Source organism: Bradyrhizobium sp. 159 (assembly GCF_023073795.1).
Lineage (GTDB): Bacteria > Pseudomonadota > Alphaproteobacteria > Rhizobiales > Xanthobacteraceae > Bradyrhizobium.
Genome location: NZ_JADPKE010000085.1, coordinates 91601 through 114822, shown reverse-complemented (window position 1 = coordinate 114822; position 23222 = coordinate 91601). Strand labels below are relative to the sequence as shown.

The following is a 23222-nucleotide window of genomic DNA, read 5'->3' as shown; positions in this document are numbered from 1 at the left end:
GCGCGAGGTTGTGCAAACGCCGCCTGCAGAACCGGGAGTCGAGAAGTCGAGGCCCTATTGCAAGATCGGATCGAGCCGGTCGCGCAGCCAGTCGCCGATCACGGAGACGGCCAACGTCGTGACCACGATCGTGGTGGCCGGCGCCAGCATGATCCAGGGCGCCCGGGTCAGGTATTCGCGGCCATAGCCGACCATGTTGCCGAGGCTGGTCATCGGCGGCTGCACGCCGAGGCCGAGGAACGACAGGCCGGATTCCATCAGGATCACCTCGGGAAAGACCAGCGTGGTCGAGACGATCAGGGTCGAGGCGATGTTGGGCAGGATGTGCCGGAGGTAGATCCGCGACGGCGCCGCCCCTAACTGGCGGACGGCGGCGGCATACCCTTGCGCATTGGCGGAGATGGCGAGGCCCCGCGCGATGCGGGCGTAGCGCTCCCAGCCGAACAGTCCCATCAGAGCGATGAGCAGCGGCAGCGAATTGCCGAAGAAGGCGAGCACCGCGAGCGCCATGATCAGGAAGGGCATGCTGGCCTGGAAGTCGGTCAGCATCAGCACGAGCTGTTCGATGGCCCCGCGGAAATGCGCGGCCAGGAAGCCGAGCGTGGTGCCGACCAGCGCCGAGATCGCGGTGGCGCCGAACGCGATGAGCAGTGAGATGCGGATGGAGACGAGGAGCCGCGACAGCACGTCGCGGCCGAGCTCGTCGGTACCGAGCCAATGCGCGGCATTGCCGGGAGCCGCCAGGCGATTGCGCAGGTCGAGCTGGGTGAAGCCGTAGGGCGCGATCTTCTCGGCGAACGCGGCGATCAGCAGCATGGCGATGATCCAGGTGATTGCGAGCGCGACCGAGACCGGGATCGCCGCCAGGCTGATGCGGCGGCGGAGGCTAGATTCTAGTTTTGACGCGTTTCTTTTACGCGAACCGGAATCCACTTCGCTTGAAAACGCTTTGGCATCCTTCAGCGTCGCATCGGTCATGCATGCGCCCCTTTGGCGCGCAGGCGCGGATCGAGGAAGCCGTAGAGGAAGTCGACGACCAGGTTGGACGTCACCATGGTCATCGCGACCAGCAGCAAGATGCATTGCACCACGGCGAGGTCGCGGTTGGCGACGGCGACCACGAGCAGGCGCCCTACTCCCGGCCAGGCAAACACGCTCTCTACGACGACCGCGCCGGCGATCAGCGTTCCCACCATGAAGCCCAGAATGGTGACCGTCGGGATCGCGACGTTCGGCAGCGCATGCGACGTCACCACCTGGCGCCAGGGCACGCCCTTGGCGGAAGCCGTGCGAATATAGGGCTGGCCCAGCACCTCCAGCATCGCGCTGCGGGTGAAGCGCGCCAGCACCGCGGCGCCACCGAAGCCGAGCGTCGCAATGGGCAGGATCGCGTGCCGCCAGCTCTCCTGGCCGCCCGATGGCAGCCAGCCGAGCTGAACCGCGAACACCAGCACCAGCACCAGCGCGAGCACGAAACTGGGGACGGTGAAGCCCGCGACCGCCATCATCATCACGGCGCGGTCGATTCCCGAGCCACGATGCAGCGCGGCATAGATGCCGGCAGGAATGCCGAGCGCCACCTTGAAGGCAAACGCCGGCAGCGTCAGCGCCAGCGTCGCCGGGATCCGCTCCAGCACCAACTCGAGCGCGGGGCGTCCGTCGCGCATGGAGCGGCCGAGCTCGCCCTTGGCGATGGTGCCGAAATAATCAAGATACTGGGACCAGATGGGATCATCGAGGCCCCAGGCCTTGCGGAACGCCGCGAGCACCTCCGGCGGCGCCTCCGGTCCCAAAATCATCAGCGCGGGATCGCCCGACAGACGCAGCACGACGAAGGCGAAGGTGACGACGAGGACGATCGTCAGCGCCGCGCGGCCGAGCCGGATGGCGAAATAGCGGCCCATCACGCCGCGTCCCGCGTTTCGGCACCCGTGACCAGGTGGCAGGCGACCTGCCTGTTGCCGCCGATGCTTGAGAGTGCCGGCACCTCGCTCGCACAGCGCGCGATGGCGCGCGGGCAGCGCGGATGGAAAGTACAGCCTTGGGGGCGCGCCGCCGGGTTCGGCGGATCGCCAGCGAGCACGATGCGGCCCGCGCTGCGGCGGCCCGGTGCGGGCGAGGCCGAGACCAGCGCCTGCGTGTACGGATGCTCGGGCCGCGCAAACAGATCATCGGCGCTGCCGATCTCGACGATGTGGCCAAGATACATCACGGCAACGACATTGCTGATCTGCCTGACGACGCGGAGATCATGGCTGATGAACAGCAGCGTCAGCGACAGCTCGGCCTGGAGATCGGCGAGCAGGTTCACCACCTGCGCCTGGATCGAGACATCGAGCGCGCTGACCGGCTCGTCGCAGACCAGGAAATCCGGCTTGGTCGCCAGCGCCCGCGCGAGCACGATGCGCTGGCGTTGGCCGCCGGACAGCGCGCCCGGATAGCGCGCGCCATGTGCCGGCGTCAGCTCGACCGCGCGCAGCAATTCGCGAACGCGGTCTTCGCGCTCGGCGGGCATGCCGAGATCGTGGATATCCAGGGGCTCGCGAATTTGCGCGGCGACTGGCAGCCGCCGGTCCAGCGCGCCCAGCGGATCCTGGAAGATCATCTGCATGCGTGCGCGCTGCGCGCGCCATGCAGCCGTTCCCGGCGCGGCCATCGGCTTGCCGTCGAACCGCACCTCACCGCTGTCAGGCGGCTCGAGGCCGAGCACAATGCGGCCGGTGGTCGATTTGCCCGAGCCGGACTCGCCGACCAAGCCCAGCGTCTCGCCCTTGGGAATGCTCAGCGACACGCCGTCGACAGCGTGAACGACGGTGCTGCGGCCGAACATTCCGGAGCGCATCGCGTAGCTGCGCGAAATCGCGGACACCTGGACGAACGGTGCGCTCATTCGGCGGCGATCCCGAGCAGCGCCCGGCGCGAAGCCTCGGCGCGGATGCAGGCGACGTTGCGGTCATGCGCGATCGGGGCCAGGCTCGGCGCGACAAGTCCGCAAGCTTCACTCGCCAGCGTGCAGCGTGGCGCGAAGGCGCAACCCTCAGGCATCCGCGCGGGATCGGGCACGGTGCCGGGAATGGCCGTCAGGCGCCGGCGCGCTCCGTCGAGCGGCGGCAGCGCGCCGATCAGGCCTTGCGCGTAAGGGTGCACGGGATCGGCGAAGAGCTGGTTGCTGGGTGCCTCCTCGACGATGCGGCCGGCATACATCACAGCGACACGATCGCAGTTCTCGGCGACGACCCCGAGATCGTGGCTGATCAGGACCATGGCCATGCCCATCTCGCGACGGACCGAGGAGAGCAGCTCCAGGATCTGGGCCTGAATGGTGGCATCGAGCGCGGTAGTCGGCTCATCCGCGACCAGGAGGTCCGGATTTCGAGCGAGCGCCATCGCGATCATGATGCGCTGGACCTGGCCGCCGGAAAATTCGTGCGGATAGGCTTCCAGCCGCCGGCCTGCGTCGGGAATCCCGACGAGATCGAGCAGCCGCCGGGCTTCCGCCTTCACCGTGTCGCCCGAGAGATCGCGATGCAACGCCAGCGCTTCGCAGAGCTGCCTGCGGATGGGCAGCACCGGGTTCAACGCGCTCGCCGGATCCTGGAAGATCATCGCGACCCGCCCGCCCCTGACATGGTCGAGGTCGGCCGCGGGCGCGCCGAGGATCTCGCGGTCGTCCAGCAGTACCGAGCCCGAGACCTTGGCATGGCGCGGCAGCAGGCCCAGGGCGGCAAGCCAGGTCACCGACTTGCCCGATCCGGACTCACCGACGAGCCCGAGGGCCTCGCCCTTCTGCAAGCTGACGTCGACGCCGCGCAGCACCTGCACGCCGTTGAAGGTGACGCGCAAGTTCCGGATGCTGACCAGCGGCGCCACGTCAGGCCTCAAAATTGCCGGCGCGGAAATCCATCGCGAAGGCGGGCGCTGCCTTCCACTTGATGGATTTCGGCTTGGCCGTGAAGGTCGCGTTCTGGTGCGGCACCGTATAGGCGGGGTCCTCGCGCTCGGCGATCTCCAGCATGCGGCGGAACGCCTTCTTGCGGGCTGGGCGATCGGTCGAGGTCTCCAGGAACTCCGATAGCTTGTTTAGCTCGACATTGGTCCACTCGCCGATCTGCTGCTGCTGGCCGTTCGGCCCGTGCTGGGCAACCAGCGACGATACCGGATCGTTGAAGGCGGCCGAGTTCGACCAGTCGCGCACCGCGCGGGTCGGCGCCCGCTCCATGATCTGGGACCAGTTCTCCTTGGTCTCGATCTGCACGTTGAGGCCGACCGACTTCCACATTTCGACCAGGATCTGCGCGGTCGCGACCTGGTTGGTGTAGTAATTGCTAAGCAGGCGATAGGGAATCGGATCGCCCTTGTAATTGGCCTGCTTCAACAGATCCTGCGCGAGCTTGGGATCATAGGCCGGCACGCTCCAGTCCGCGTTGAACATGTCGCCGTAGAATTCCCATTGCAGGCCCTTCGGCACGCGGGTGCGGCCGGCCCACAGGCTGTCGACGATGGCCTGGCGGTCGATTGCGTGAGTAAAGGCGCGCCTGACAAGCGGATTGGCGAGCTGGGCGTGGTTCTTGTCGAACACGGTCAGGCGATGATTGAGAATGGTGCCGCCCTGCACTTCGAACGCGGAATTCTTTTCGATGCCGGCGATCTGGTCCGGCGGGATGTCGCAGGCGAAGTGGTATTCGCCCGAGAGCAGGCCGTTGATGCGGCTCGCAACTTCCGGCACTTCGAGGAAGCGGATGCGCTTGAGCGGCGGGCGGCCGCCCCAATATTCGTCGTGCGCTTCCAGCACCAGCGACACGTCGGGCTTGAGCTCGACGACCTTGTAGGGACCGGTGGTGACGGGCTTGCGCGCCCAGTCGAGGTAGCTCGCGGCTTCTTCCCAGGCCCGGCGGTTCATGATGTCGGAGCCATAGCGCGACAGCCGGCCTTCGATGGTGACGTCGGGTGTGGCGTTGTAGAAGCGCACCGTGTACTTGTCCACGGCATCGACCCGGACGAGGTCCGGCCAGATGCGGCGGGCAACGGCCGGCACATCTGGCGGCAGCTCTTTGCCGGGACGCGGCGCCGGGATCTTCTCGAAAGCCTGGATGGTGGAGCGGCTCTTGGCTTCAGTCTCGCCGAACATGCGCTCGCGGCTGAAGGTGAAGACGACGTCTTCGGCAGTGAGCTCGTCGCCATTGTGGAATTTGACGCCCTGGCGCAGCTTCACCTCGACGGTCTGGTCGTCGATGCGGCGCCATTCGGTGGCAAGGCCGGGCACGGCCTCCAGGTTGCCGCGCCAGTTCTTGGAGATCAGGCCTTCCCAGATCGAGGAGAAGAACACGCGCTCGCCGACATTGGACTGCTCGCGCAGCACGTCGAGGACGTTCGAATTGGTCACCTTCTGCACGGCGATCGTGACCGACGGACGGTTGTCGCCTTGCGCGATGGCAAAGCGCGGCAAAAGGAGCGTGCTGGCGGCAGCGCCGCCGGATTTCAGAATGGTGCGACGGGTGAACTTGCTCATGATGTGACCCCTGCCCAGGATGATGCGATTATTCGGCCAGTCCGAGCGCAGCGAGATGGGCTGCGCCGGCGCGGACGTCGTCGTGGTTGCGAAGTTCGAGGATCAGCCGCGGGTTCGAGGTCAGCCGCCCAAGGGCGCGGAACACGGCGACCCACGGGATGTTGCCTTCGCCCGGCGCCCAGTGCCGGTCGGCAAAGCCGTCGGTATCCTGCAGGTGCACATGCGTCAGCATGTCGCCGGCGGTTTCGACGTAATAGTCGACCGGCGGTGCGCCGGTGGAGATGTGGGCGTAGTTGGCGTGCCCGGTGTCGAGCGAGACGCGGACCTTGCTGCTCTCCAGCGCCTTCGCAAGGCGGACGCGGTCGCGTGGATCCTTGTCCTCGATGTTCTCGATGACGATCTCGCAGCCGATGGTCTCGGCGCGCGCGATCACTTCGGCGAGCGTCGCCTTGACCCGCTCGACCAGATTGCCGCGGTTATCGGTGTAGAGATCAAGATTGTTGTGGTCCCAGGTGGTGAACGGCGAATGGATCACCATCTGGGTCGCGCCGAGGAACTCGGCTGCATCAAGACCCTGAAGCAGGCGTTTGGTGACGGCCTGGCGGATCATGGGATCGTGGCTGTCGATCTTGAAGCCCCAGAACGGGCCGTGAATGCCGAGCCGGCCCGTGTGGCCCGCAAGCATCTGCTTGATCTCGCCGGCAGTCGCGCGCCAGTCGCTATCGAGCAGATCCGCGCGGAAAAAATCCTGGATCTCGAGATCGCGCTGCCGTTCCAGAAGCCAGTCGCGATGCGCGGGGATCGACTTGATGGACAATGCGGCGCCCAGCACCGGCTTCGACATGGCTTGCTCCTTGGCCATCAGCGATGACGGGAGCAGGGCTAGACCAGTTCAATGACAGGCCGGTGAAATGCGGGTTTCGCACCGCGGACCAGATGTGGACATCTGCTCGCATCGCATTCAGGCGGCAAGGATCGCGGCATGCGCGGACGAACGCGTCAATGTTCAAACCGCGCGGGCGTGTCCGTAGTGATCCGGAATGGAAGCCTAACCAACCTTCGCGTACATCGCGGGACATCGATCGGCGGCCACTTCCACGGGCATCACCCTCTGATCGCGCTACATGGGGTTGGGGGACCACATGGGGCGGGGGATTGAAGGCTGGGGCAAGGTGACGAGGTCCGGACTCCTAGGCACTCCGGACCTCGAAACTTTTCAGATTGAACGCGATGCGCGCCGTCCGGCTGTTCAGCCGGGCGGCGCGTTCTCGTTTCAGCGTCGTCGTTCGGCCCGGCGCCTAAAGCGCGATGAATCGTCATCGCGCTTCAGGCGGCTGTTTAAGCATGATCTTTTCGGAAAACCGCTTCGCACTTTTCCGGATCATGCTTTAGCGCGTCTGCGGCTCGATTGTCACCGTGCAGTCGCCCTGCCCTTGCGACGCGACCACGATGTCACCCGCGGGAGCGCCGAGGGCAATCGGCGCGGACGATCCGCCGCCGGGCATCTGGACCGTCACGCTCAGCGAATCCGTGCGCGCAGTCGAGCCGACGGTTGACGGCTCTGCTTCGGCCACGTTCCCCGAGGCATCGCGCCGCATGATCCGGCAGTTCACATTGCTCCCGCCGGCGGCCGCCATGCTCTGGCCGGCGCTGCCGCCCATCTGTGCACGAGCCCGCGACGGATCCCGCGGAACCTGGCTGACGATGCGATGCGTGCGCGGCTCCACGATGACGACGTCGTCATCCGTCGCGAAATACTCATAGTCGCGATATTCCGGCTCGATCGACACGATCTCAGGCGGCAGCCGATGCAGACGGACGCGCGAAGGGATCGTCTCACCCACCCGGATCGCGATGCTCAGGTTGCGCTCTGGTGGCGCCAGGCGCGCGCGGCTTACCGTTTCAGAGATCCGCACCTGCCGTTCAGACGTCATGCTGGTCTGCTGATTAACCTGCGTGTTGGTCTGGGTGGTCTGATTGGCTTGATTGGTCTGCGTGCCCGTCGCCGGCGCAGTCTGTGCATTGTTGGTCGGCGCCGTCTGTGCATTGTTGGTCGGCGCCGTCCGGTTCGTGTCGGTCGCGGTGGCCGGGCGGTTGTTCTGTTGCGCCGGCGGCTGTTGTTCGGCGGCGTTGCGCGGCGGCTGGGTCTGGTTGCGCTCGTTCTGGTTGGCCGCAGCCCCACTGCGCTCGTTCTGCTGGCCCGCGGGGCCGGCCTTGGATTTCTCGGACTCGGCAGTTGATTTCTGCGGCGCGGACTTGTCCTGCTTCGTCTCTGCGCTGCTCTTGCCGCTGTCGCGCCCAGGTTTGGCGGTCTCGGCCTCGCGATTGCGATCGCGCGAAGGTTCGCGAGATTCTTGTGCCTGATCCTTCGCCTTCGGTTGATCACGTTCGGCGGCTGTAGCTGGCTGGCGCTTGTCTTCGTTGGCCTCGCGCTTGGCCGCGCTGCCTTTCTCTTCGCGACCGGCTCCCTGGAGTCTCTCCTGGGCGCCCTGCGTGCGCTCCTGAACCCGCTCTTGAGCGCCTTGGGCCGGGCCCCCGCGCTGCGGCGCAGCGCCTTTGGCCGGTTCCTCGGTCCGTTTCGGCTCGTCTCTGCGCTCACCGGGCGCCTGGGCGTAGGCCAAGCCGGAGGCGAGCATCAGTCCGACGGCCGCAGTCGATAACATCAAGTGCTTGCGCATGGTCCCTCTCCTCGACAATTCACAGCAACAGACGCGAACGTTCTGCGGGTGCGAAGGTTCCTGCCAAGGAACGGGAGCAGATCACGCGGGGCTTACATCGCATCCTTCAGCGTGAGGCGGGCCGTGAATGTCACGGTGGTCTTGCCGACCAGCGCCATACCCTCGACCTCGGCGCCGCCGGCCGAGTAGTCGCCCGAGAAACCGCAGGTGACCTCCCTGCCGCCGAATGCGAGAGTCTTGCCGATGGCTTCGGTATGCTGATTGACGATCATGTCGCCGCGCCACTTGCCGTTCCGGAACGTGTAGCTGCCGGTGTAATAGAAATAGCTGTCGCCGCCCATGATGCGCCCGTCGCAGAGCACGACCACGCCCCTGGCTTGGCCGCGTTTGCCGTCGCGCATTTCGATGTCGAAGATGTAGAGGCCGTTGACGACCTTGGCTTCCTCACCCGCCCCCTCTCCGACTGGCATCCGATCGTCCCCTCAATGTCCATGCGCCGCGCCGATCAGTTCGGCACGTTCCCTTCAAGATCCTCAAGCCATGCCGCCGCGCTCGCATCCGACGGGGCCCGCCAGTCGCCCCGCGGCGACAATGACCCACCCGCCGAAACCTTCGGTCCATTCGGCATCGCCGAGCGCTTGAACTGGCTGAAAGCGAAGAAGCGACGCAGGAATACATCGAGCCAGCGCCGGATCTCGGGAAGATCGTAGGCCCTGCGACGGTCGCTCGGGAAGGCCGGCGGCCATTCGCCCGTGGCGACGTCCTTCCAGGCGTGCTGCGCCATGAAGGCGATCTTGGAGGGACGCATGCCGAAGCGCAGCGTGTAGAACAGGTTGAAATCCTGCAGCTCGTAGGGCCCGACGGACGCTTCCGTGCTCTGCGGCTTCTCGCCAGGCTGCACCGGCACCAGCTCTGGAGAGATTTCGGCAGCGAGGATCGAGCCAAGCGTGCGGTTGACGTTGTCGCTGAACTGGTTCGATGAGATCACCCAGCGGATGAGATGCTGGATCAGCGTCTTCGGCACGCCGGCATTGACGTTGTAATGCGCGATCTGGTCGCCGACGCCATAGGTGCACCAGCCGAGCGCGAGTTCAGAGAGATCGCCCGTGCCGATGACGATGCCGCCGTGATGATTGGCGAGGCGGAACAGATAGTCCGTGCGCAGGCCCGCCTGCACATTCTCGAAGGTGACGTCGTAGACCTTCTGGCCCTTGCCAAAGGGGTGGCCGATATCCTTCAGCATCTGCGTGGCCGTGGTGCGGATGTCGAGCTCTTGCCAGCTCGTCTGCAACGCCTTCATCAGCGCCAGCGCGTGGGTCTTGCTCTCGCTGCCGGTGGCAAAGCCCGGCATGGTGTAAGCCAGGATGTTTTCGCGCGGCAGGCCGAGGAGATCGACTGCCTTGGCGGCGACGATCAGGGCGTGCGTGGAATCGAGCCCGCCGGAGACGCCGATCACGACGCGCTTGGTGCCGGTGGCACGCATCCGCTGAACGAGGCCGGCGACCTGGATGTTGTAGGCCTCATAGCAATCCTGCTCGAGCAGGCTCTCGTCGCTCGGCACGAACGGAAACCGCTCGACCTTGCGCAGGAAGCCGACGTCGGCGGCGGGCGGCTTCAGCGCGAATGTCACCTTGCGGAAAAACGCCTCTCGCTGGCGGCGATTGTCGTCGAACGTGCCCATCAGCGCGCGCTCCTGCCTGAGCAGGTCGAGATCGACGTCGGCCAGCGTAATCTGGCCGTCCTGGCGGAACCGCTCGCCCTCGGCCAGCAGCACGCCATTCTCGTAGATCGAGGTCTGGCCGTCCCAGGCCAGATCGGTGGTCGATTCCCCTGCTCCGGCGGCGGAATAGACGTAGGCTGCGAGGCACCGCGCCGATGTCGATTGGCACAGCAGCGCGCGCGAGCGCGCCCGGCCGATCGTGATCGGGCTACCCGAGAGGTTGATCAGCACGCTGGCGCCCGCGAGCGCGAGCTCGGATGCCGGCGTCACCGGAATCCACATGTCCTCGCAGATCTCGACGCCGATGGTAAGGCCCGGAACGTCCTCGGCCGAGAACAGAAGGTCGACGCCGAACGGCGCATGCAGCCCGCCAAAGGAGATCGTCTCTCCGGCGATGCCCGCGCCGGAGGCGAAATGCCGTCCTTCGTAGAATTCGCGGTAGGTCGGCAGATAGCTCTTGGGCACAACGCCAAGCACGGTGCCGCGATGGATGACGACCGCACAATTGTAGATGCGATGGCCAAAGCGCAGCGGTGCGCCGACGATCAGGACCGTCATCAGTGCCGCGGAGGCCTCGGCGATCGCAGCGAGCCCGCGCTCGACCGCATCGAGCAGCGGATCCTGCTTGACCAAGTCTTCGATCGCGTAGCCGGACAGGCACAGCTCGGGAAACACGGCAACCGCCACCGATTGTTCGTGGCAGGCATTGGCCGCCACCAGGACGGCCTTCGCATTGGCCGAGGGGTCGGCCACGCGGGAGGTGGTGACGCAGGCCCCTACGCGCGCAAATCCATGGGCATAGATCGAGTGGAAAGACATCAAGCGCTGTACCTTCAATCCTTGCAATCTCTTCAACCTCTTGCGCCACTAGCCGCAGCCGCCAGCACCGCATCATATGTAGCCCATCGACCGGCGCCCGTGCAGGCCATCCGCCATCATGCATAACCGATTTGCATGTCGGCCAGCCGGCGCCCGCGACGTCAGGCGCTGCGCGCCAAGACCCCGGACAGATCATCGCGCAGCCATTCGGCGATCCGAGGCCAGGCATGGGCGTGGGTCCGCGCCCCCATGAAAAGGCCGAGATGACCGCTCGGCTCGGAAGCTGCCGCAATGAAAGGCGGCGGCGTGCCGACGAGATCAGCGGTGGCGAGCGCCTGCACAGCCGGCACGACGTCGTCGTCCAACCCGGCCAGCAGGAAGATCGGCGCCTTGACGTCCTTCAGGTCAACCGGGCGGCCGAGCGCGACGAATTTGCCGCCGGCAATCCGGTTCTCCCGGAAAATCCAGTTGACGATCTGAAGGTAATAAGTGCCCGGCAAATCGAGCGTCTCGCTATTCCAGCGGTCGAAGCGCGCGAGCAGGGTCGCGCCCTCCTCGTCCGAGAGTCCCCTCTGCAACGCCACTGCGATATCGTCGCTGTCAGGCGCCTTGGACCAGAAGCGCAGCATCTCCTCGCCGCTGACATTGCCGCCGCCGCGAGCGACGAGCTGGTCGTATACCAGGTCGGGCGCGTTGCGGGCGAGCCGCGACAGCGCCGAGTCGATCGACAGATCGACCGGAGCGCCGACCAGGACCAGCCGCCGCACCTTGGCCGGAAAGCGCGCCGCATAGAGCAGCGACAGCCAGCCGCCCTGGCACAGCCCGATGAGATCGACCGGCGCGCCGATCTCGTCGATGGCGACGTTGAGATCGGTCAAATAGCTGTCGATCGAGAGATAGCGCATCTCCGGCGTGGCTGACCGCCAGTCGGTGAGATAGACGCGCTCGATGCCGCCATTTTGCAGCGACTGCACCACGCTGTGGCCAGGCGCGAAGTCGGCGATCGGGGCCCGATGCAGCGCATAGGGTGCGCAGACCAGCGCCGGCTGACCGGACCGCGTCTGCGTGAAATCGCGCAGGCGCATGGTCGCAAGCTCCAGCGCAACCGTGCTGGGCGTCGTCCACGGCAAGCTGCTCTCGCCCTGCTCCGCAGTTCCGCGCTCCAGCCACCAGAAACAGGCGTCCATGGCCAGTCGCGCCGCCGCAAACGGCCACAGCAGCGGGTCATCCGGCGCATGCCCCGGTCCGCCTGGCCTTCTGCCGGCCTTCTCCACCATGGCTATCTCATCCTCACAGGAACGCCTCGAGGCTCACGACCGAAATGCCGCGATCCTTAAAACTCCTATGCGTGGCAGCCACGGAGCCGTCGAGATCGATGCCGCGACAGGCGTCCTCGACGACGGCGACCTCGAAACCAGCCGTGCGGGCGTCCTCCGCCGAGAAGCGAACACAGAAATCCAGCGCCAGACCGGCGACGAAGACGGTCTTCAGCTCGCGTTCGCGCAAGTAACCGAGCAGTCCGGTCGGCGTCTTATGGTCGTTCTCGAACAGCGCCGAATAGGAATCGATGCCGCGGCGAAAGCCCTTGCGCACCACCAGGCTCGCGCTGACAACGTCGAGCTCCGGGTGGAATTCAGCGCCCGTCGTACCCTGCACGCAATGAGAGGGCCAGAGCACCTGGGTGCCGTAGTCGAGCTCGATGGTCTGGAACGGCTGCTTGCCGGCATGGTTGGCCGCGAATGACACGTGATCCCGCGGATGCCAGTCCTGGGTCAGCACCACATTGACGAATTTTTGCGCGATTCGGTTGATGGCGGGGACGACCTTTTCGCCGCCGGGAACGGCGAGCGCCCCGCCGGTGCAGAAGTCGTTCTGCACGTCAATCGCCAGCAGCACGTCGCGGTCGGAAATCTTCATCGCTGGTCTCGTTGCATCTGCCGGCGCGAAGGCGCCAGGCGCGCTTCCCCTAGTGTCCGCCTTCCCGCGCTGCTGCGCAACCGTTGGTCCGTGAGGAAGCACCCGCGAATTGGTCCCGGAAAGGCGCTCAGGGTGCAACGGTTTGACATCAACCGTGTTGACTAGCTGCACCCAAGGACGGATTCTGACAGCCGTTCGCAATTTGCGATCAGAGAGCGGAGGAAGCGGTTCCCGCAGCCCGTGCGGCTGCGGCAGCCATATGGCCATGACGATCGGCAAGACAGGACAGATTCTTCTCGCCGATATCGGCGGCACCAATGCGCGCTTCGCGCTGAGCCAGGCTGAATCGAGTAACAGCGATCCGACCGGACCGATCGACTACGTCAAGGTCGCCGACTTCCCGACCGTTCGCCAGGCCATCGTCGATGTTCTCGCTCGCAGGTCCTCCGGCGGGCAGCCCCGAAGAGCTGTGCTGGCGGTGGCCGGCCCTGTCACCAACAATCGCTGCGTCATGACCAACAGTCCGTGGGTCATCGACGGCAACGAGCTGCAAGCTGCGCTTGGCTTCGACAGCGTCCACGTGCTCAACGACTTCGAAGTGGTGGCCTGGTCTCTTCCCGCCTTGCAGCCTGCCGACCTCATTCCGCTTGGCGGGCAGGATGGCCTGCCCGGAGAGCCCCTGCTGGTGGTCGGGCCCGGAACCGGCTTTGGGGTGTCCTGTTTGGTCGAGCGCCATGGCGCACGGCTGGCGGTCGTGACCGAGGCCGGTCACGCCACCCTGCCGGCGGAGAACGAGCGCGAGGAACGCGTGATCGCCTGTCTGCGCAAGCGCCTTGGCCATGTCTCCATCGAGCGCGGCGCGCTCTCAGGTTCCGGCCTGCAAAGCCTCTACGAGGCCCTCGCGGAGGTCGATGGCGCCCAGGTACCACATCGGGATCCTGCCGCCATCACCAAGGCCGCGCTGGAGGGCAATTGCCCCGTCAGCCGCGCGACGCTCGACATGTTCTGCGCCATCCTCGGCTCGGTCGCGGGCAATCTCGCGGTGACCTTCGGCGCCCGCGGCGGCGTCTATATCGCCGGCGGGATCGTGCCGCGTTTTCCCGAGTTCCTCGCGGTGTCCGCATTCCGAGCACGCTTCGAGGCCAAGGGACGCTTCCAGGATTACTTGCGCAACATCCCGACCAGGCTGGTGATCAAGCCTGATGCGAGCTTCGTCGGCCTCAAGATGTTCGCCCAGCACAATCCAAATTGACTAAATTGAGCGGAGGAAGCGCCCTCTCGCGTTCCAGCAATTCACAACTGATTGCCGCGTACACCCGATTCCGCGCGGGATCGTGCTTGCCTGCGCGTTTCCGATGCGAAACAATCCTGTCCTGTGTGTGGCGTAGTTGCGGGGGCGTGGCATGCGTAAACAGGATTTCGGTTTCGACTATCACCGCTATCACCGCCTGCTGCGGGAGGCGGACAACGAAGACAAGCGGCTGGCCCTGATCGAGCTCCTGATCGAGGAAAAGGCAAGGGACCGGCTGGCCGCCCAGCGCGCTTCGGATCGCGCCGCCATGACGGCGCACACCATTGCCACGGTGCTGAGAAACGGTCGCAACTGAGGCTTGCGAGCTCGTCCCGGCGCGTGAGAACACGAGGCGATTGCGACTTCATTAACGATGCCTCGCAATCTGGCGTCAAACTTTTTGCTCTAAGAGTTCCCCCACCTGAGGCAAATCAGGGTCAATAAAGGGGGGAAGTGAACATGAGCATGATTTCGCTCGCCGTGATGCCGGCCGCCGTCCAAGCGCGGTTCGCCGTTTCTTCGTTCAAGACCATCTTGCTGCTCTGCTGCACGGGCTTGGCCGTCTCGTTCGGCCTGATCGCGCGTGGCATCGATCTCAGCGCCGGCCTGATCTGACAGCGCGCCGAGCTGTTTCGCCAAATGGCCGCCTCCCGACGGGCGGCCATTTTCGTTGGCGATCTCAGTGCGGCGTCTCGCCGTCACCAGTGCGGCGTCTACGCCGTCACCAGTGCGGCGTCCACGCCGTCACCAGTGCGGCGTCCACGCCGTCACCAGTGCGGCGTCCACGCCGTCACTCAGTGCGGCGCCTTCTCTGTGGCTTCCGGAAACATCGAATCGATCATCGCCTTGAGCTGATCCATCGCGATCGGCTTGCGCAGGATCGGCCTTCGCCGCAGCAAGGACGGCAGCAGCTCCGGTCCATAACCCGTCGCGAACAGAAACGGTTTTCCGCGTCGCTCGATCAGATCGGCGACGGGATCGACGTAGACGCCCATCAGATTGATGTCGAGGATGGCTAGATCATACTGCGCAGTCATGGCAAAGGCGCTGGCGTCGCGGACATTGTCCGCTTCCGCGACGACGCGGTGGCCGAGCTCCTCCACCATGTCGGCGATCATCATCCGGATCAACGCCTCGTCTTCGACCAGGAAAACGGAGAGTCCGTCCGCCATATCAACCCCGCAGTCAGCCTTACGCAGCTAACCATAACCGAATTGCGGAGAGGATACACGAATTCGTGGCCGGCGCCCTTAATTCAGACGCGCCCGATCCGATTCAACTTGATCAATCCAGTCCTCGCTCGTGGCTCAGGCGCACCATCTCCTGAATGAACACCTGCTTCTGCTTGTCATCGAGGCTCGAATAGAGCGGCTCGGCCGCATCGGCCACGTTGCGCTGGTCGGCCGCCCGGTCGATCAGGAACTGCGCCTCGTTGCGCATCTGCTCAATGATGTCGTCGGGCGGATCGCGCTTGGCGCGCGCGACCCGAAGGTTGAGCCGCTCTGCACCATTATGCCCGAGGTAGTGCATGGCGCTCGAGAAGCCGTACCAGTGCTTCTCCTGATCGGGCGTGAGGTTCAGTTCGGTCTTGATCCGCTCGATATAGGCATCGCTGTTGGCAACGATCTGTTCCGCGCTCTGCTGCGGAGCGCCGGTCTGGGTGAGAACCGTGACATCCTTATTTTCTTTGTTGTCCTTGCCATTCTGCGGGGCGTTCTTCGCTTCCTTGCTCGCTTTGGAGCCCTTCCCCGCCTTGGCGCTCTTGGCGTCCTTGTCCTTGCCGCCCGGCTGCTTGGCATCCTTGCTTGCATCCTTGCTGGCCTCCTTGGGCGGCGGCGCCTGATTGCCATTGTTGCCGACGCCGAGCACGCCGGTGAAGACGCCCACCACGCCGCCGATGGCGCCGCCAAGCACGCCGCCGACCGGACCTGCCGCCTTGTTTCCGGCCGCCGCGCCCTCCTGAACGCCTTTGACCAGACCTTGGGCGTTCGCCACCGCGGCGACGCCCAGCAGCAGCGCGAGCACGGACCCCAGCGCAAACCATCGTCGCAGGTGAAGCCGCGCTGGCAGCACCGGTTTGATCATTCTCGTCTCCATCGTCGATCTGGCTGGCCTCTCCGGCGAAAGGCCCATGACAATTGCAACTCTATCGTTTCCGCCGCGCCGAGGTCCAGACGCCACCAATCGCCGTCCACGCCCGAAAAGTCTTTCGCGCGAAGCGGTTATGCAGGCTTATTCGAAACTGCGGCGTAATTGCGCACAGATCGTTCGAGGGCTCGCTTGCGCGAAGTGTGCGCCGCAAAAATGAACGTCCGCGGTTTGCCTGCAGCACACGGTCGTGAATGCGCTCGCGATCCTGCCGGGCACACCAATAGTTCTAGACGAGGAGCCGTTCGGCTTTCTCGACAGACGCGATCAATCATGATCTGATCGCGCTACCAATTTGCTGCGACCTCGCGTGAAATGCCGACGCGGGCCGACGGCACCAATAAGAAAATCCAACAACGAGAACTCAAGAAAGAAGTCTCTCAGAGGAAACTCCAACAACAACACCCAAGCGAGGAAACGAGATGTCACGCAAGACACTGACGCGACGTCAATTTGTGGCTGCCACTGCAATGTCCTCCGCGGCGCTGATCACGGCGCCTTATGTCAGAGGCGCTTACGCCGCCGGCAAGCTCTCAATCGGGTTCTGGGACCATTGGGTGCCCGGCGCCAACAAGGCCTCGACCGATCTCGTCAACGAATGGGCCGCGAAGGAGAAGGTGGAAGTCTCCATCGACTACATCACCAGCAACAACAAGAAGATCGAGCTGACCGCCGCGGCCGAAGCCCAGGCCAAGTCGGGTCATGACATTCTTCAGATGCCGAGCTGGTGGCCGCAGGCCTATGCCGAGAATCTCGAGCCGCTCAACGACGTCGTGGAGCCGCTCCTCAAGCAGAATGGCGAGGTGAACGGCACCGTCAAATATCTCGGGAATTCGGGCGGCAAATGGCTCGCGGTGCCCGCGACCCCCGGCAGCCAGATCAAGGGGCCCTGCTCCCGCATCGATTTGATGAAGCAGCACGCCGGCATCGACGTACAGGAGATGTACCCGGCCGGCAGCCCGCCCAAGGCGGACAACTGGACCATGGAGACCTTCCTGAAGGCAGCCGAGGCTTGCCAGAAGGCTGGCTTTGCATTCGGCATCGGCCTCGGCGAGACCACCGACAGCGTGGATACCGCCGGCGCGATCTTTCAGTCCTTCGGGGCCGAGCTCGTCAACGCCAAGGGCGATATCACGGTGAAGACCGATCAGGTTCGCCAGGCCATGGAATTCTACAAGAAGCTGATCGCGTTCCTGCCGCCGGATGCACCCTCCTGGGACGACGCTTCGAACAACAAATGGCTGATCTCCGGCCGTGGTGCGATGATCCTGAATCCGCCGAGCGCCTGGGCTGTTGCCAAGCGCGATGCGCCGCAGGTCGCCGAGCAGTGCTGGACGCACGGCTTCCCGTCCGGTCCGAAGGGCCGGTTTGCGCCGTACCTGCCGTACTTCTGGGGCGTCTGGAGCTTCGGCAAGAACAAGGAGGCGGCCAAGAGCCTGCTCGTTCACTTGTCCGCGCCGTCATCGATCGAGAAGTTCGTCGCGGTGAGCGGCGGCTATGATCTGCCGGCGTATGCGAACATGACCAAGTTCAAGACCTGGGCGGAAGAAGGGCCGCCGAAGGGAACGCTCTATCACTATCCGGACCCGCACAAGCATCAGACGCTGTCGATCGCGGCATCGCCGGCGCCGCCCAAGATCGCACAGCAGATCTACTTCCAGGCGACGCTGACCAAAATGGCACTGCGTTATGCGCGGGGCGAGACGTTGGAGCAGGCGCTCGCCTGGGCCGAGGGCGAGTGCGAAGGCTTCATGCGGAGCTAGGCCGGGGCCTGCTGACAGGGCGGCTCGCGTCACGTGCGTGAGCTGCCCGGGCTGCATGCTTCAATCCGCTTGACCGTGAAGCCGCATGGCCGGCTTCACGGTTGGACAGCATAAGAGCATAGAGAAAGACTAATCCAAGGAATCTGACATGGCCGATGTCGTCGTTGAGCGAGGTCGCGTCGCCCGTGCGGCGGGCGCCCGCAGGGGATCGAGCCTGCGCAATGCGCTCGGGCGCAAATCGACGGTGGCGTTTTTCCTGACGCTGCCGCTGATCCTCCTGATCGCGCTGCTCGTGCTCTACCCCGCCTTCTATTCCGTTCATCTGGCGACGCTGAACAAGTCGATGACGAAGTTCGTCGGCTTCGGCAACTTCACCTTCCTGTTCAAGCGCGAGACGTTCTGGATGGTGGTGCAGCAGTCCTGCATCTTCGCGATCACGGCCGTGATCTTCAAGGCGCTGATCGGCTTCATCGTCGCGCATTTCGTCCACAACATTCCGGCCAAGGGCCAGCGCAAATGGCGCGGCATGCTGCTGGTGCCCTGGGTGATCCCACCGGCGATGAGCACGCTGGCCTGGCTGTGGCTGTTCGACCCTTCCTACAGCGCCTTCAACTACACGCTGTCCTTCTTCGGCGTCGGCCCGATCCCCTGGCTCGGCGACACCTTCTGGGCACGCTTCTCCGTCATCCTCGTCAACATCTGGTACGGCGCGCCATTCTTCATGATCATGTATCTGGCCGCGCTGAAATCCGTCCCCGATCAACTCTACGAGGCCGCCGCGATCGATGGCGCCAATTGGTGGCAGCGGATCTGGTACGTCACCTTGCCGATGATGCGCAACATCATCGCCATCACCACGCTGTTCTCGCTAATCGTCACTTTCGCCAATTTCGACATCGTGCGCATCCTGACCTCAGGCGGTCCGCTGGATACGACGCATCTGTTCGCCACCTGGGCGTTCCAGGTCGGCATCCAGAGCAGCGACATTCCGCTCGGCGCCTGTGTCTCGCTGTTCATGGTGCCGATCCTCGCGGTCGCTGCGATCTTCATCCTGCGCGATGTCAACAAACGCGGAAACGAAGCCTGATGAGCACGCTCGCAATCGACAAGGCCGGCCCCTCCCGCAAGATCAAGTATGGCAGCATGAGCCGCGACCGCGCCTGGGCGCTGCGCTGGTCCTATTTCTTCCTGGTGCTGTTCGCGATCTTCTTCCTGACGCCGCCAATCTACATGCTGATCACCTCGCTCAAGAGCAGCGCGGAGATATCGGCGGCAACCAATCCCTGGTGGGTATTCCACCCGACGCTGTCGAACTATGTCGAGCTGCTGAGCTCGAACCAGTTTCTGCGCTTCTTCTGGAACTCGTCGATCGTGTCGATCGTGGTCGTGATCATCACGATGCTGATCAGCATCCCCGCGGCCTTTGCGCTGGCGCGGATGAAGTTCTGGGGCTCAGCGACGCTGGCCACCGGTGTCTTTCTTACCTACCTGATCCCGGACAGTCTTCTCTTCATCCCGCTGTTCAAGATGCTCGGGGTCGTCCAGGACTACACCGGCATCACGCTGCTCAACCGATGGTACGTGCTGCTGTTCATCTATCCGACGTTGACGGTGCCGTTCTGCACGTGGATCATGATCGGCTATTTCGCCTCGATCCCGAAGGAGCTCGATGAAGCCGCCCTCATCGACGGCGCCTCGTGGCTCCAGACCTTGACCCGGATCTTCATTCCCGTTGCATTGCCCGGGCTGATCGCGGCGACCATCTTCGCCTTTACGGTGTCCTGGGCCCAGTTCCTCTATCCGCTGGTGTTCACGACCTCGATCGATCAGCTCGTGCTGCCGGTCGGCATCACCACCACACTGATCAAGGGCGACGTCTTCAACTGGGGACAGATCATGACCGGCGCGCTGCTTGGCGCCGCGCCGCCGCTGATCATCTACGCCTTCCTGATGGACTATTACATTGCCGGCCTGACCGCCGGCGCGACGAAGGGTTGAAATTGAGGGGTTGAAGTGCAATGGCCGACGTTTCCCTGCGTAAGGTGATCAAGCGTTACGACGATGTCGAAGCCGTGCGCGGCATCGATCTCGATATCTCCGATCATGAATTCATCGTGCTGGTGGGCCCCTCCGGCTGCGGCAAGTCGACGACGCTGCGCATGATCGCAGGGCTCGAGGACATCACCGACGGTGACATCATGATCGGCGGCGACGTCGTCAATGACGTGCCGCCGAAGGACCGCGACATCGCCATGGTGTTCCAGAATTACGCGCTCTACCCGCACATGACGGTCGCGGAGAACATGTCGTTCGGCCTGCGCCTGAAGCACTATCCCAAGGCTGAGATCAAGGCGCGAGTGACCGAGGCCGCCCGGCTCCTCGACATCACCGACCTGATCGATCGCAAGCCGAAGCAGCTATCCGGCGGCCAGCGCCAGCGCGTCGCGATGGGCCGCGCCATCGTGCGCAATCCGAAGGTGTTCCTGTTCGACGAGCCGCTGTCCAATCTCGACGCCAAGCTGCGCGTGCAGATGCGGATCGAGATCAAGAAGGTGCACCAGAAGGTGCGCACCACCACGGTCTACGTCACCCACGACCAGGTCGAGGCGATGACGCTGGCCGACCGCGTCGTTGTGATGAACAAGGGATGTATCGAGCAGATCGGCACGCCGAACGAGCTCTACCACAAGCCGGCCACACGCTTCGTCGCGGGCTTCATCGGCTCGCCCGCGATGAACTTCATTCCGTGCCGGCTCGAGGACGTCGGCGGCACGCTCCAGATCCGTCTCACCGACCGCATCGCTTTCCCGCTGCCCCCAGCCCGCGCCGCACGCTACAAGACTCTGCCGCGCACCGAGAAGCTGCTGCTGGGCCTTCGCCCCGAGCACCTCACCGAGTCGCATGCGCATCTCGCGCCCGGCGTCGAAACCTTCGAGACCGTGCTCGACGTGACCGAACCGATGGGGATGGAGACGCTGGTCTATTTCGGGCTCGACGGCACGCCGGTCTGCGGCCGCGTCGATCCCAATGCCGGCGCCAAGGACGGGGCACCCATGCGTTTGGCGATGGACCTCAACAACATGCACCTGCTAAACGAGGCGTCCGGCGTCGTGTTGTGATGCCGGTCCAAGAAACTCGCGCAGGCAGGAGACGATGGCGACCAACAAGAAGAAGATTTTCGTTACGCAAACTTTGTCGCAAGGGGCACGCGCCCTCCTCACCCAGCGGGACGATATCGAGCTCGTCGAGTTTCCGAACCTGATCTCCGCCAAGGACTTCGAGGCTCTGCTCAAGAGCCATGCACCGGTCCATGGCGTCGCGCTCGGCGCCACCGCCTTTGGCGAGACCGAGCTCGACGCCGCGAAGGACATGAAGGTGGTGACCCGCATCGGCGTCGGCTACGACGCCGTCGACGTGCCCGCCCTCTCCCGCCGCAAGGTGCCGCTGATGGTCGCTGGCAGTGCCAACTCGCCCTCGGTCGCGGAAGCCGCGCTGTTCATGATGCTGACGCTGGCGAAGCGCGCGCAGGAATTGCACGCTTGCGTCAAGGACGGCAAATGGGCCGACCGGCTCGGCATGCTGCCGTTCGATCTCTACGGCAAGACCGTGCTGATCATCGGCTTCGGCCGTATCGGCAGTCGCACCGCCAAGCGCTGCCTAGCGATGGAGATGAAGGTACAGGTCTATGATCCCTACAAGCCGGCTGCCGATATCAAGGCCGCCGGCTGCGAGCCCGTCGCCGATTTCGATGCCGCGCTGCCTCATGCCGATTTCGTCACCATCCATTGTCCGAAGACGCCGGAGACGGTCGGCCTGTTCGATGCGGCACGGATCGGCGGGATGAAGCCGAAATCCTACCTCATCAACACCGCGCGCGGCGGCATCGTGAAAGAGGCCGCGCTCTATGACGCGCTGGTCTCCGGCAAGCTCGCCGGTGCCGGTATCGATGTGTTCGAGGTGGAGCCGCCGCCGCTCAGCAACGCACTGTTTGCCCTGCCCAACGTCATCATGGCCCCGCATGTTGCCGGCGTTACCATCGAGGCCGTGAGCCGCATGAGCGAGCAGACCGCGCGCAACATCCTGAGTGCGCTGGACGGCGATCCCATCCGGCAGAACGTCATCAACCAGGACGTGCTGGGCTGAGCCGAACTCCGGGCGGGCGGCGCAGGCGCTCGCTTGGGACGACCAAAAACCGTCCCATTTTGGTGCAGATCGAGCCCCAACTCAGCCTTAATCAAACGCGCGTAATGAGCCAGGGCGCACCGGCAGTGGGACAGACCAGCCGGCCGCGTCGAGCTGGAGGATGAACCCTTGGCAGAGATCGACCCGACCGACCACGCGCTGGCGACCATCGCCAGCATTTTAGAGCACCCCGAGCCCGTTCTCGTCGTACGGGAGACCGAGACCGAAATGATGGTCGCTGGTGAACGTGAGCACATCGCCGCCGACGAGCAGCCAATTGTCGACGAGCATCCAGTGGTCGAGGAGCAGCCGCTGGTGCCGGAGCACACTGATGCGGATGGCTACAGCAAGGTCGGCCCGGGCCCGATGGTGGCGATCCGCCTCAAATGGACAGTCCATCGCGGCGACGACGGCCAATTCTACGTCCACGAGACCATCGGCGAGCAGTCGGCGCCCGTGGTTAGCGGCCCGATGACGAGCGAAGCCGCCGTGCATTTCGTCGACGCGCAGGAGCACGAAGCGCATCGGCGTTTCGAAGAGCTGCGCAGCGAAATTGCCGGCCGCAGCTCGCTCGCCGAATTCGAGCGCAAGGGCGAAGCGTAGGTTTACGTCGCTGTACACCTCTCCCCGCCGGGGAGAGGTGAAGGCCGAGCATCTACTTCCTTCCCAGATAATCCTTCTTCACGAGTTCGACGCCGGCGTGCCGCAACAGGTCGTAGGCCGTCGTCACGTGAAAGAAGAACTGCGGGACGCTGAAGGTCAGCAGCAGCGTTCGTCCGGTGAATGGCAGCTCGGTGCCGTTCTTCAGCTTGAAGAACACATTGCGTTCGGCCGACGCGTCTATCTCGGCGCGCGGCAGGCTTTCGATGAACTCGATCGACGTCGCGATGCGTGCCTGAAGTCCGGCCATGTCGTGCTCCAGCACCGGCAGCGTGATCGGTTCGCGCTCCGCCAGCAAGGCCGGGGCGACCACGCCATGGCGGCAGGCCTCGCCGACCTGCTGCGCCAGATCGTACATGTTCGGCGCCAGGCGCATACCGAGCAGAACCGCCGGATTGAACTTGCGGGTCTCGGCATAGGCCACGCCCTTGTCGAGCAATCCGGACAGGTTGCGCAAGTACGGCACGAAGAGGCCTACCGAGGCCTCGTACATCGAGATCGTCACCTCTGAATTCCCTTCAATTCCGCCTCGCCA

23 protein-coding genes are annotated in these 23222 nt (G+C 64.5%); 9 read left to right on the top strand and 14 right to left on the bottom strand.

Features of this window, described 5'->3' with window-relative positions; genetic code table 11:
- Positions 1 to 54: 54 nt before the first annotated feature.
- The 11 genes from IVA96_RS23715 to pncA form a co-directional block, all read right to left on the bottom strand.
- A complete protein-coding gene (locus IVA96_RS23715; RefSeq protein WP_247419494.1) occupies positions 55 to 978 on the bottom strand; it encodes an ABC transporter permease in 924 nt (307 codons plus the stop codon).
- Complete coding sequence (locus IVA96_RS23710; RefSeq protein WP_247419492.1) at positions 975 to 1904, bottom strand: ABC transporter permease; 930 nt, start codon at positions 1902 to 1904, stop codon at positions 975 to 977. Before IVA96_RS23710 ends, IVA96_RS23715 begins: the two co-directional genes overlap by 4 nt.
- On the bottom strand, positions 1904 to 2890 hold the full coding sequence (locus IVA96_RS23705; protein WP_247419489.1) for an ABC transporter ATP-binding protein: 987 nt from the start codon (positions 2888 to 2890) through the stop codon (positions 1904 to 1906). The genes IVA96_RS23710 and IVA96_RS23705 overlap by 1 nt, the downstream gene beginning before the upstream one ends.
- On the bottom strand, positions 2887 to 3870 hold the full coding sequence (locus tag IVA96_RS23700; RefSeq protein WP_247419486.1) for an ABC transporter ATP-binding protein: 984 nt from the start codon (positions 3868 to 3870) through the stop codon (positions 2887 to 2889). The genes IVA96_RS23705 and IVA96_RS23700 overlap by 4 nt, the downstream gene beginning before the upstream one ends.
- A gap of 1 nt (position 3871) precedes the next feature.
- Complete coding sequence (locus IVA96_RS23695; protein ID WP_247419483.1) at positions 3872 to 5509, bottom strand: ABC transporter substrate-binding protein; 1638 nt, start codon at positions 5507 to 5509, stop codon at positions 3872 to 3874.
- Positions 5510 to 5537: 28 nt separating this feature from the next.
- Entirely contained in the window at positions 5538 to 6353 is an 816-nt protein-coding gene (locus IVA96_RS23690; RefSeq protein ID WP_247419481.1) for a sugar phosphate isomerase/epimerase family protein, read from the bottom strand.
- 544 nt (positions 6354 to 6897) lie between these two features.
- Complete coding sequence (locus tag IVA96_RS23685; protein ID WP_247419479.1) at positions 6898 to 8187, bottom strand: DUF1236 domain-containing protein; 1290 nt, start codon at positions 8185 to 8187, stop codon at positions 6898 to 6900.
- A 92-nt stretch (positions 8188 to 8279) separates the two neighbouring features.
- On the bottom strand, positions 8280 to 8657 hold the full coding sequence (locus tag IVA96_RS23680; protein WP_247275624.1) for a GrlR family regulatory protein: 378 nt from the start codon (positions 8655 to 8657) through the stop codon (positions 8280 to 8282).
- 35 nt (positions 8658 to 8692) lie between these two features.
- Positions 8693 to 10726: an NAD(+) synthase gene (locus IVA96_RS23675; RefSeq protein ID WP_247419478.1), complete on the bottom strand. Its 2034-nt coding sequence runs from the start codon at positions 10724 to 10726 to the stop codon at positions 8693 to 8695.
- Between the two features lie 161 nt (positions 10727 to 10887).
- Complete coding sequence (locus IVA96_RS23670) at positions 10888 to 12003, bottom strand: alpha/beta fold hydrolase (RefSeq protein WP_247419477.1); 1116 nt, start codon at positions 12001 to 12003, stop codon at positions 10888 to 10890.
- A gap of 13 nt (positions 12004 to 12016) precedes the next feature.
- On the bottom strand, positions 12017 to 12643 hold the full coding sequence (gene pncA / locus IVA96_RS23665) for a bifunctional nicotinamidase/pyrazinamidase (RefSeq protein WP_247419476.1): 627 nt from the start codon (positions 12641 to 12643) through the stop codon (positions 12017 to 12019).
- Between the two features lie 265 nt (positions 12644 to 12908).
- Between pncA and glk the strand changes: the two genes are divergently transcribed.
- From glk to IVA96_RS23650, 3 genes are all read left to right on the top strand, one after another.
- Positions 12909 to 13895: a glucokinase gene (glk, locus tag IVA96_RS23660; protein WP_247419709.1), complete on the top strand. Its 987-nt coding sequence runs from the start codon at positions 12909 to 12911 to the stop codon at positions 13893 to 13895.
- 151 nt (positions 13896 to 14046) lie between these two features.
- Positions 14047 to 14250 (top strand): hypothetical protein, encoded by a 204-nt coding sequence (locus tag IVA96_RS23655; protein ID WP_247275627.1) that lies wholly within the window; start codon positions 14047 to 14049, stop codon positions 14248 to 14250.
- A gap of 143 nt (positions 14251 to 14393) precedes the next feature.
- The gene (locus IVA96_RS23650) at positions 14394 to 14549 is read left to right on the top strand and encodes a hypothetical protein (protein WP_247419475.1); all 156 of its coding nucleotides are present in this window, start codon (positions 14394 to 14396) and stop codon (positions 14547 to 14549) included.
- 179 nt (positions 14550 to 14728) lie between these two features.
- On the opposite strand, the gene IVA96_RS23645 is transcribed toward IVA96_RS23650, so the two are convergent.
- Together IVA96_RS23645 and IVA96_RS23640 are read right to left on the bottom strand one after the other, a co-directional pair.
- Positions 14729 to 15106 carry a response regulator gene (locus IVA96_RS23645; protein WP_247275629.1) on the bottom strand — a complete coding sequence of 126 codons (378 nt, stop codon included), beginning with the start codon at positions 15104 to 15106 and terminating at the stop codon, positions 14729 to 14731.
- A gap of 112 nt (positions 15107 to 15218) precedes the next feature.
- Entirely contained in the window at positions 15219 to 16019 is an 801-nt protein-coding gene (locus IVA96_RS23640) for a Spy/CpxP family protein refolding chaperone (RefSeq protein WP_247275630.1), read from the bottom strand.
- Positions 16020 to 16504: 485 nt separating this feature from the next.
- On the opposite strand from IVA96_RS23640, the gene IVA96_RS23635 reads away from it, so the two are divergent.
- The 6 genes from IVA96_RS23635 (at position 16505) to IVA96_RS23610 (ending at position 22630) form a co-directional block, all read left to right on the top strand.
- Positions 16505 to 17845, top strand: a complete 1341-nt coding sequence (locus tag IVA96_RS23635) for an extracellular solute-binding protein (RefSeq protein WP_247275631.1) — start codon at positions 16505 to 16507, stop codon at positions 17843 to 17845.
- Positions 17846 to 17993: 148 nt separating this feature from the next.
- Positions 17994 to 18932, top strand: a complete 939-nt coding sequence (locus IVA96_RS23630; RefSeq protein WP_247275632.1) for a sugar ABC transporter permease — start codon at positions 17994 to 17996, stop codon at positions 18930 to 18932.
- The gene (locus IVA96_RS23625; RefSeq protein ID WP_247275633.1) at positions 18932 to 19843 is read left to right on the top strand and encodes a carbohydrate ABC transporter permease; all 912 of its coding nucleotides are present in this window, start codon (positions 18932 to 18934) and stop codon (positions 19841 to 19843) included. The genes IVA96_RS23630 and IVA96_RS23625 overlap by 1 nt, the downstream gene beginning before the upstream one ends.
- 20 nt (positions 19844 to 19863) lie before the next feature.
- Positions 19864 to 20964, top strand: a complete 1101-nt coding sequence (gene ugpC / locus IVA96_RS23620; RefSeq protein WP_247275634.1) for a sn-glycerol-3-phosphate ABC transporter ATP-binding protein UgpC — start codon at positions 19864 to 19866, stop codon at positions 20962 to 20964.
- 34 nt (positions 20965 to 20998) lie between these two features.
- The gene (locus IVA96_RS23615; protein WP_247275635.1) at positions 20999 to 21988 is read left to right on the top strand and encodes a hydroxyacid dehydrogenase; all 990 of its coding nucleotides are present in this window, start codon (positions 20999 to 21001) and stop codon (positions 21986 to 21988) included.
- Between the two features lie 168 nt (positions 21989 to 22156).
- Positions 22157 to 22630, top strand: a complete 474-nt coding sequence (locus IVA96_RS23610) for a hypothetical protein (protein ID WP_247275636.1) — start codon at positions 22157 to 22159, stop codon at positions 22628 to 22630.
- Between the two features lie 52 nt (positions 22631 to 22682).
- Here IVA96_RS23610 and IVA96_RS23605 read toward each other — a convergent pair whose 3' ends face one another.
- Positions 22683 to 23180: a DUF1993 domain-containing protein gene (locus IVA96_RS23605; RefSeq protein ID WP_247275675.1), complete on the bottom strand. Its 498-nt coding sequence runs from the start codon at positions 23178 to 23180 to the stop codon at positions 22683 to 22685.
- Positions 23181 to 23222 lie beyond the last annotated feature (42 nt).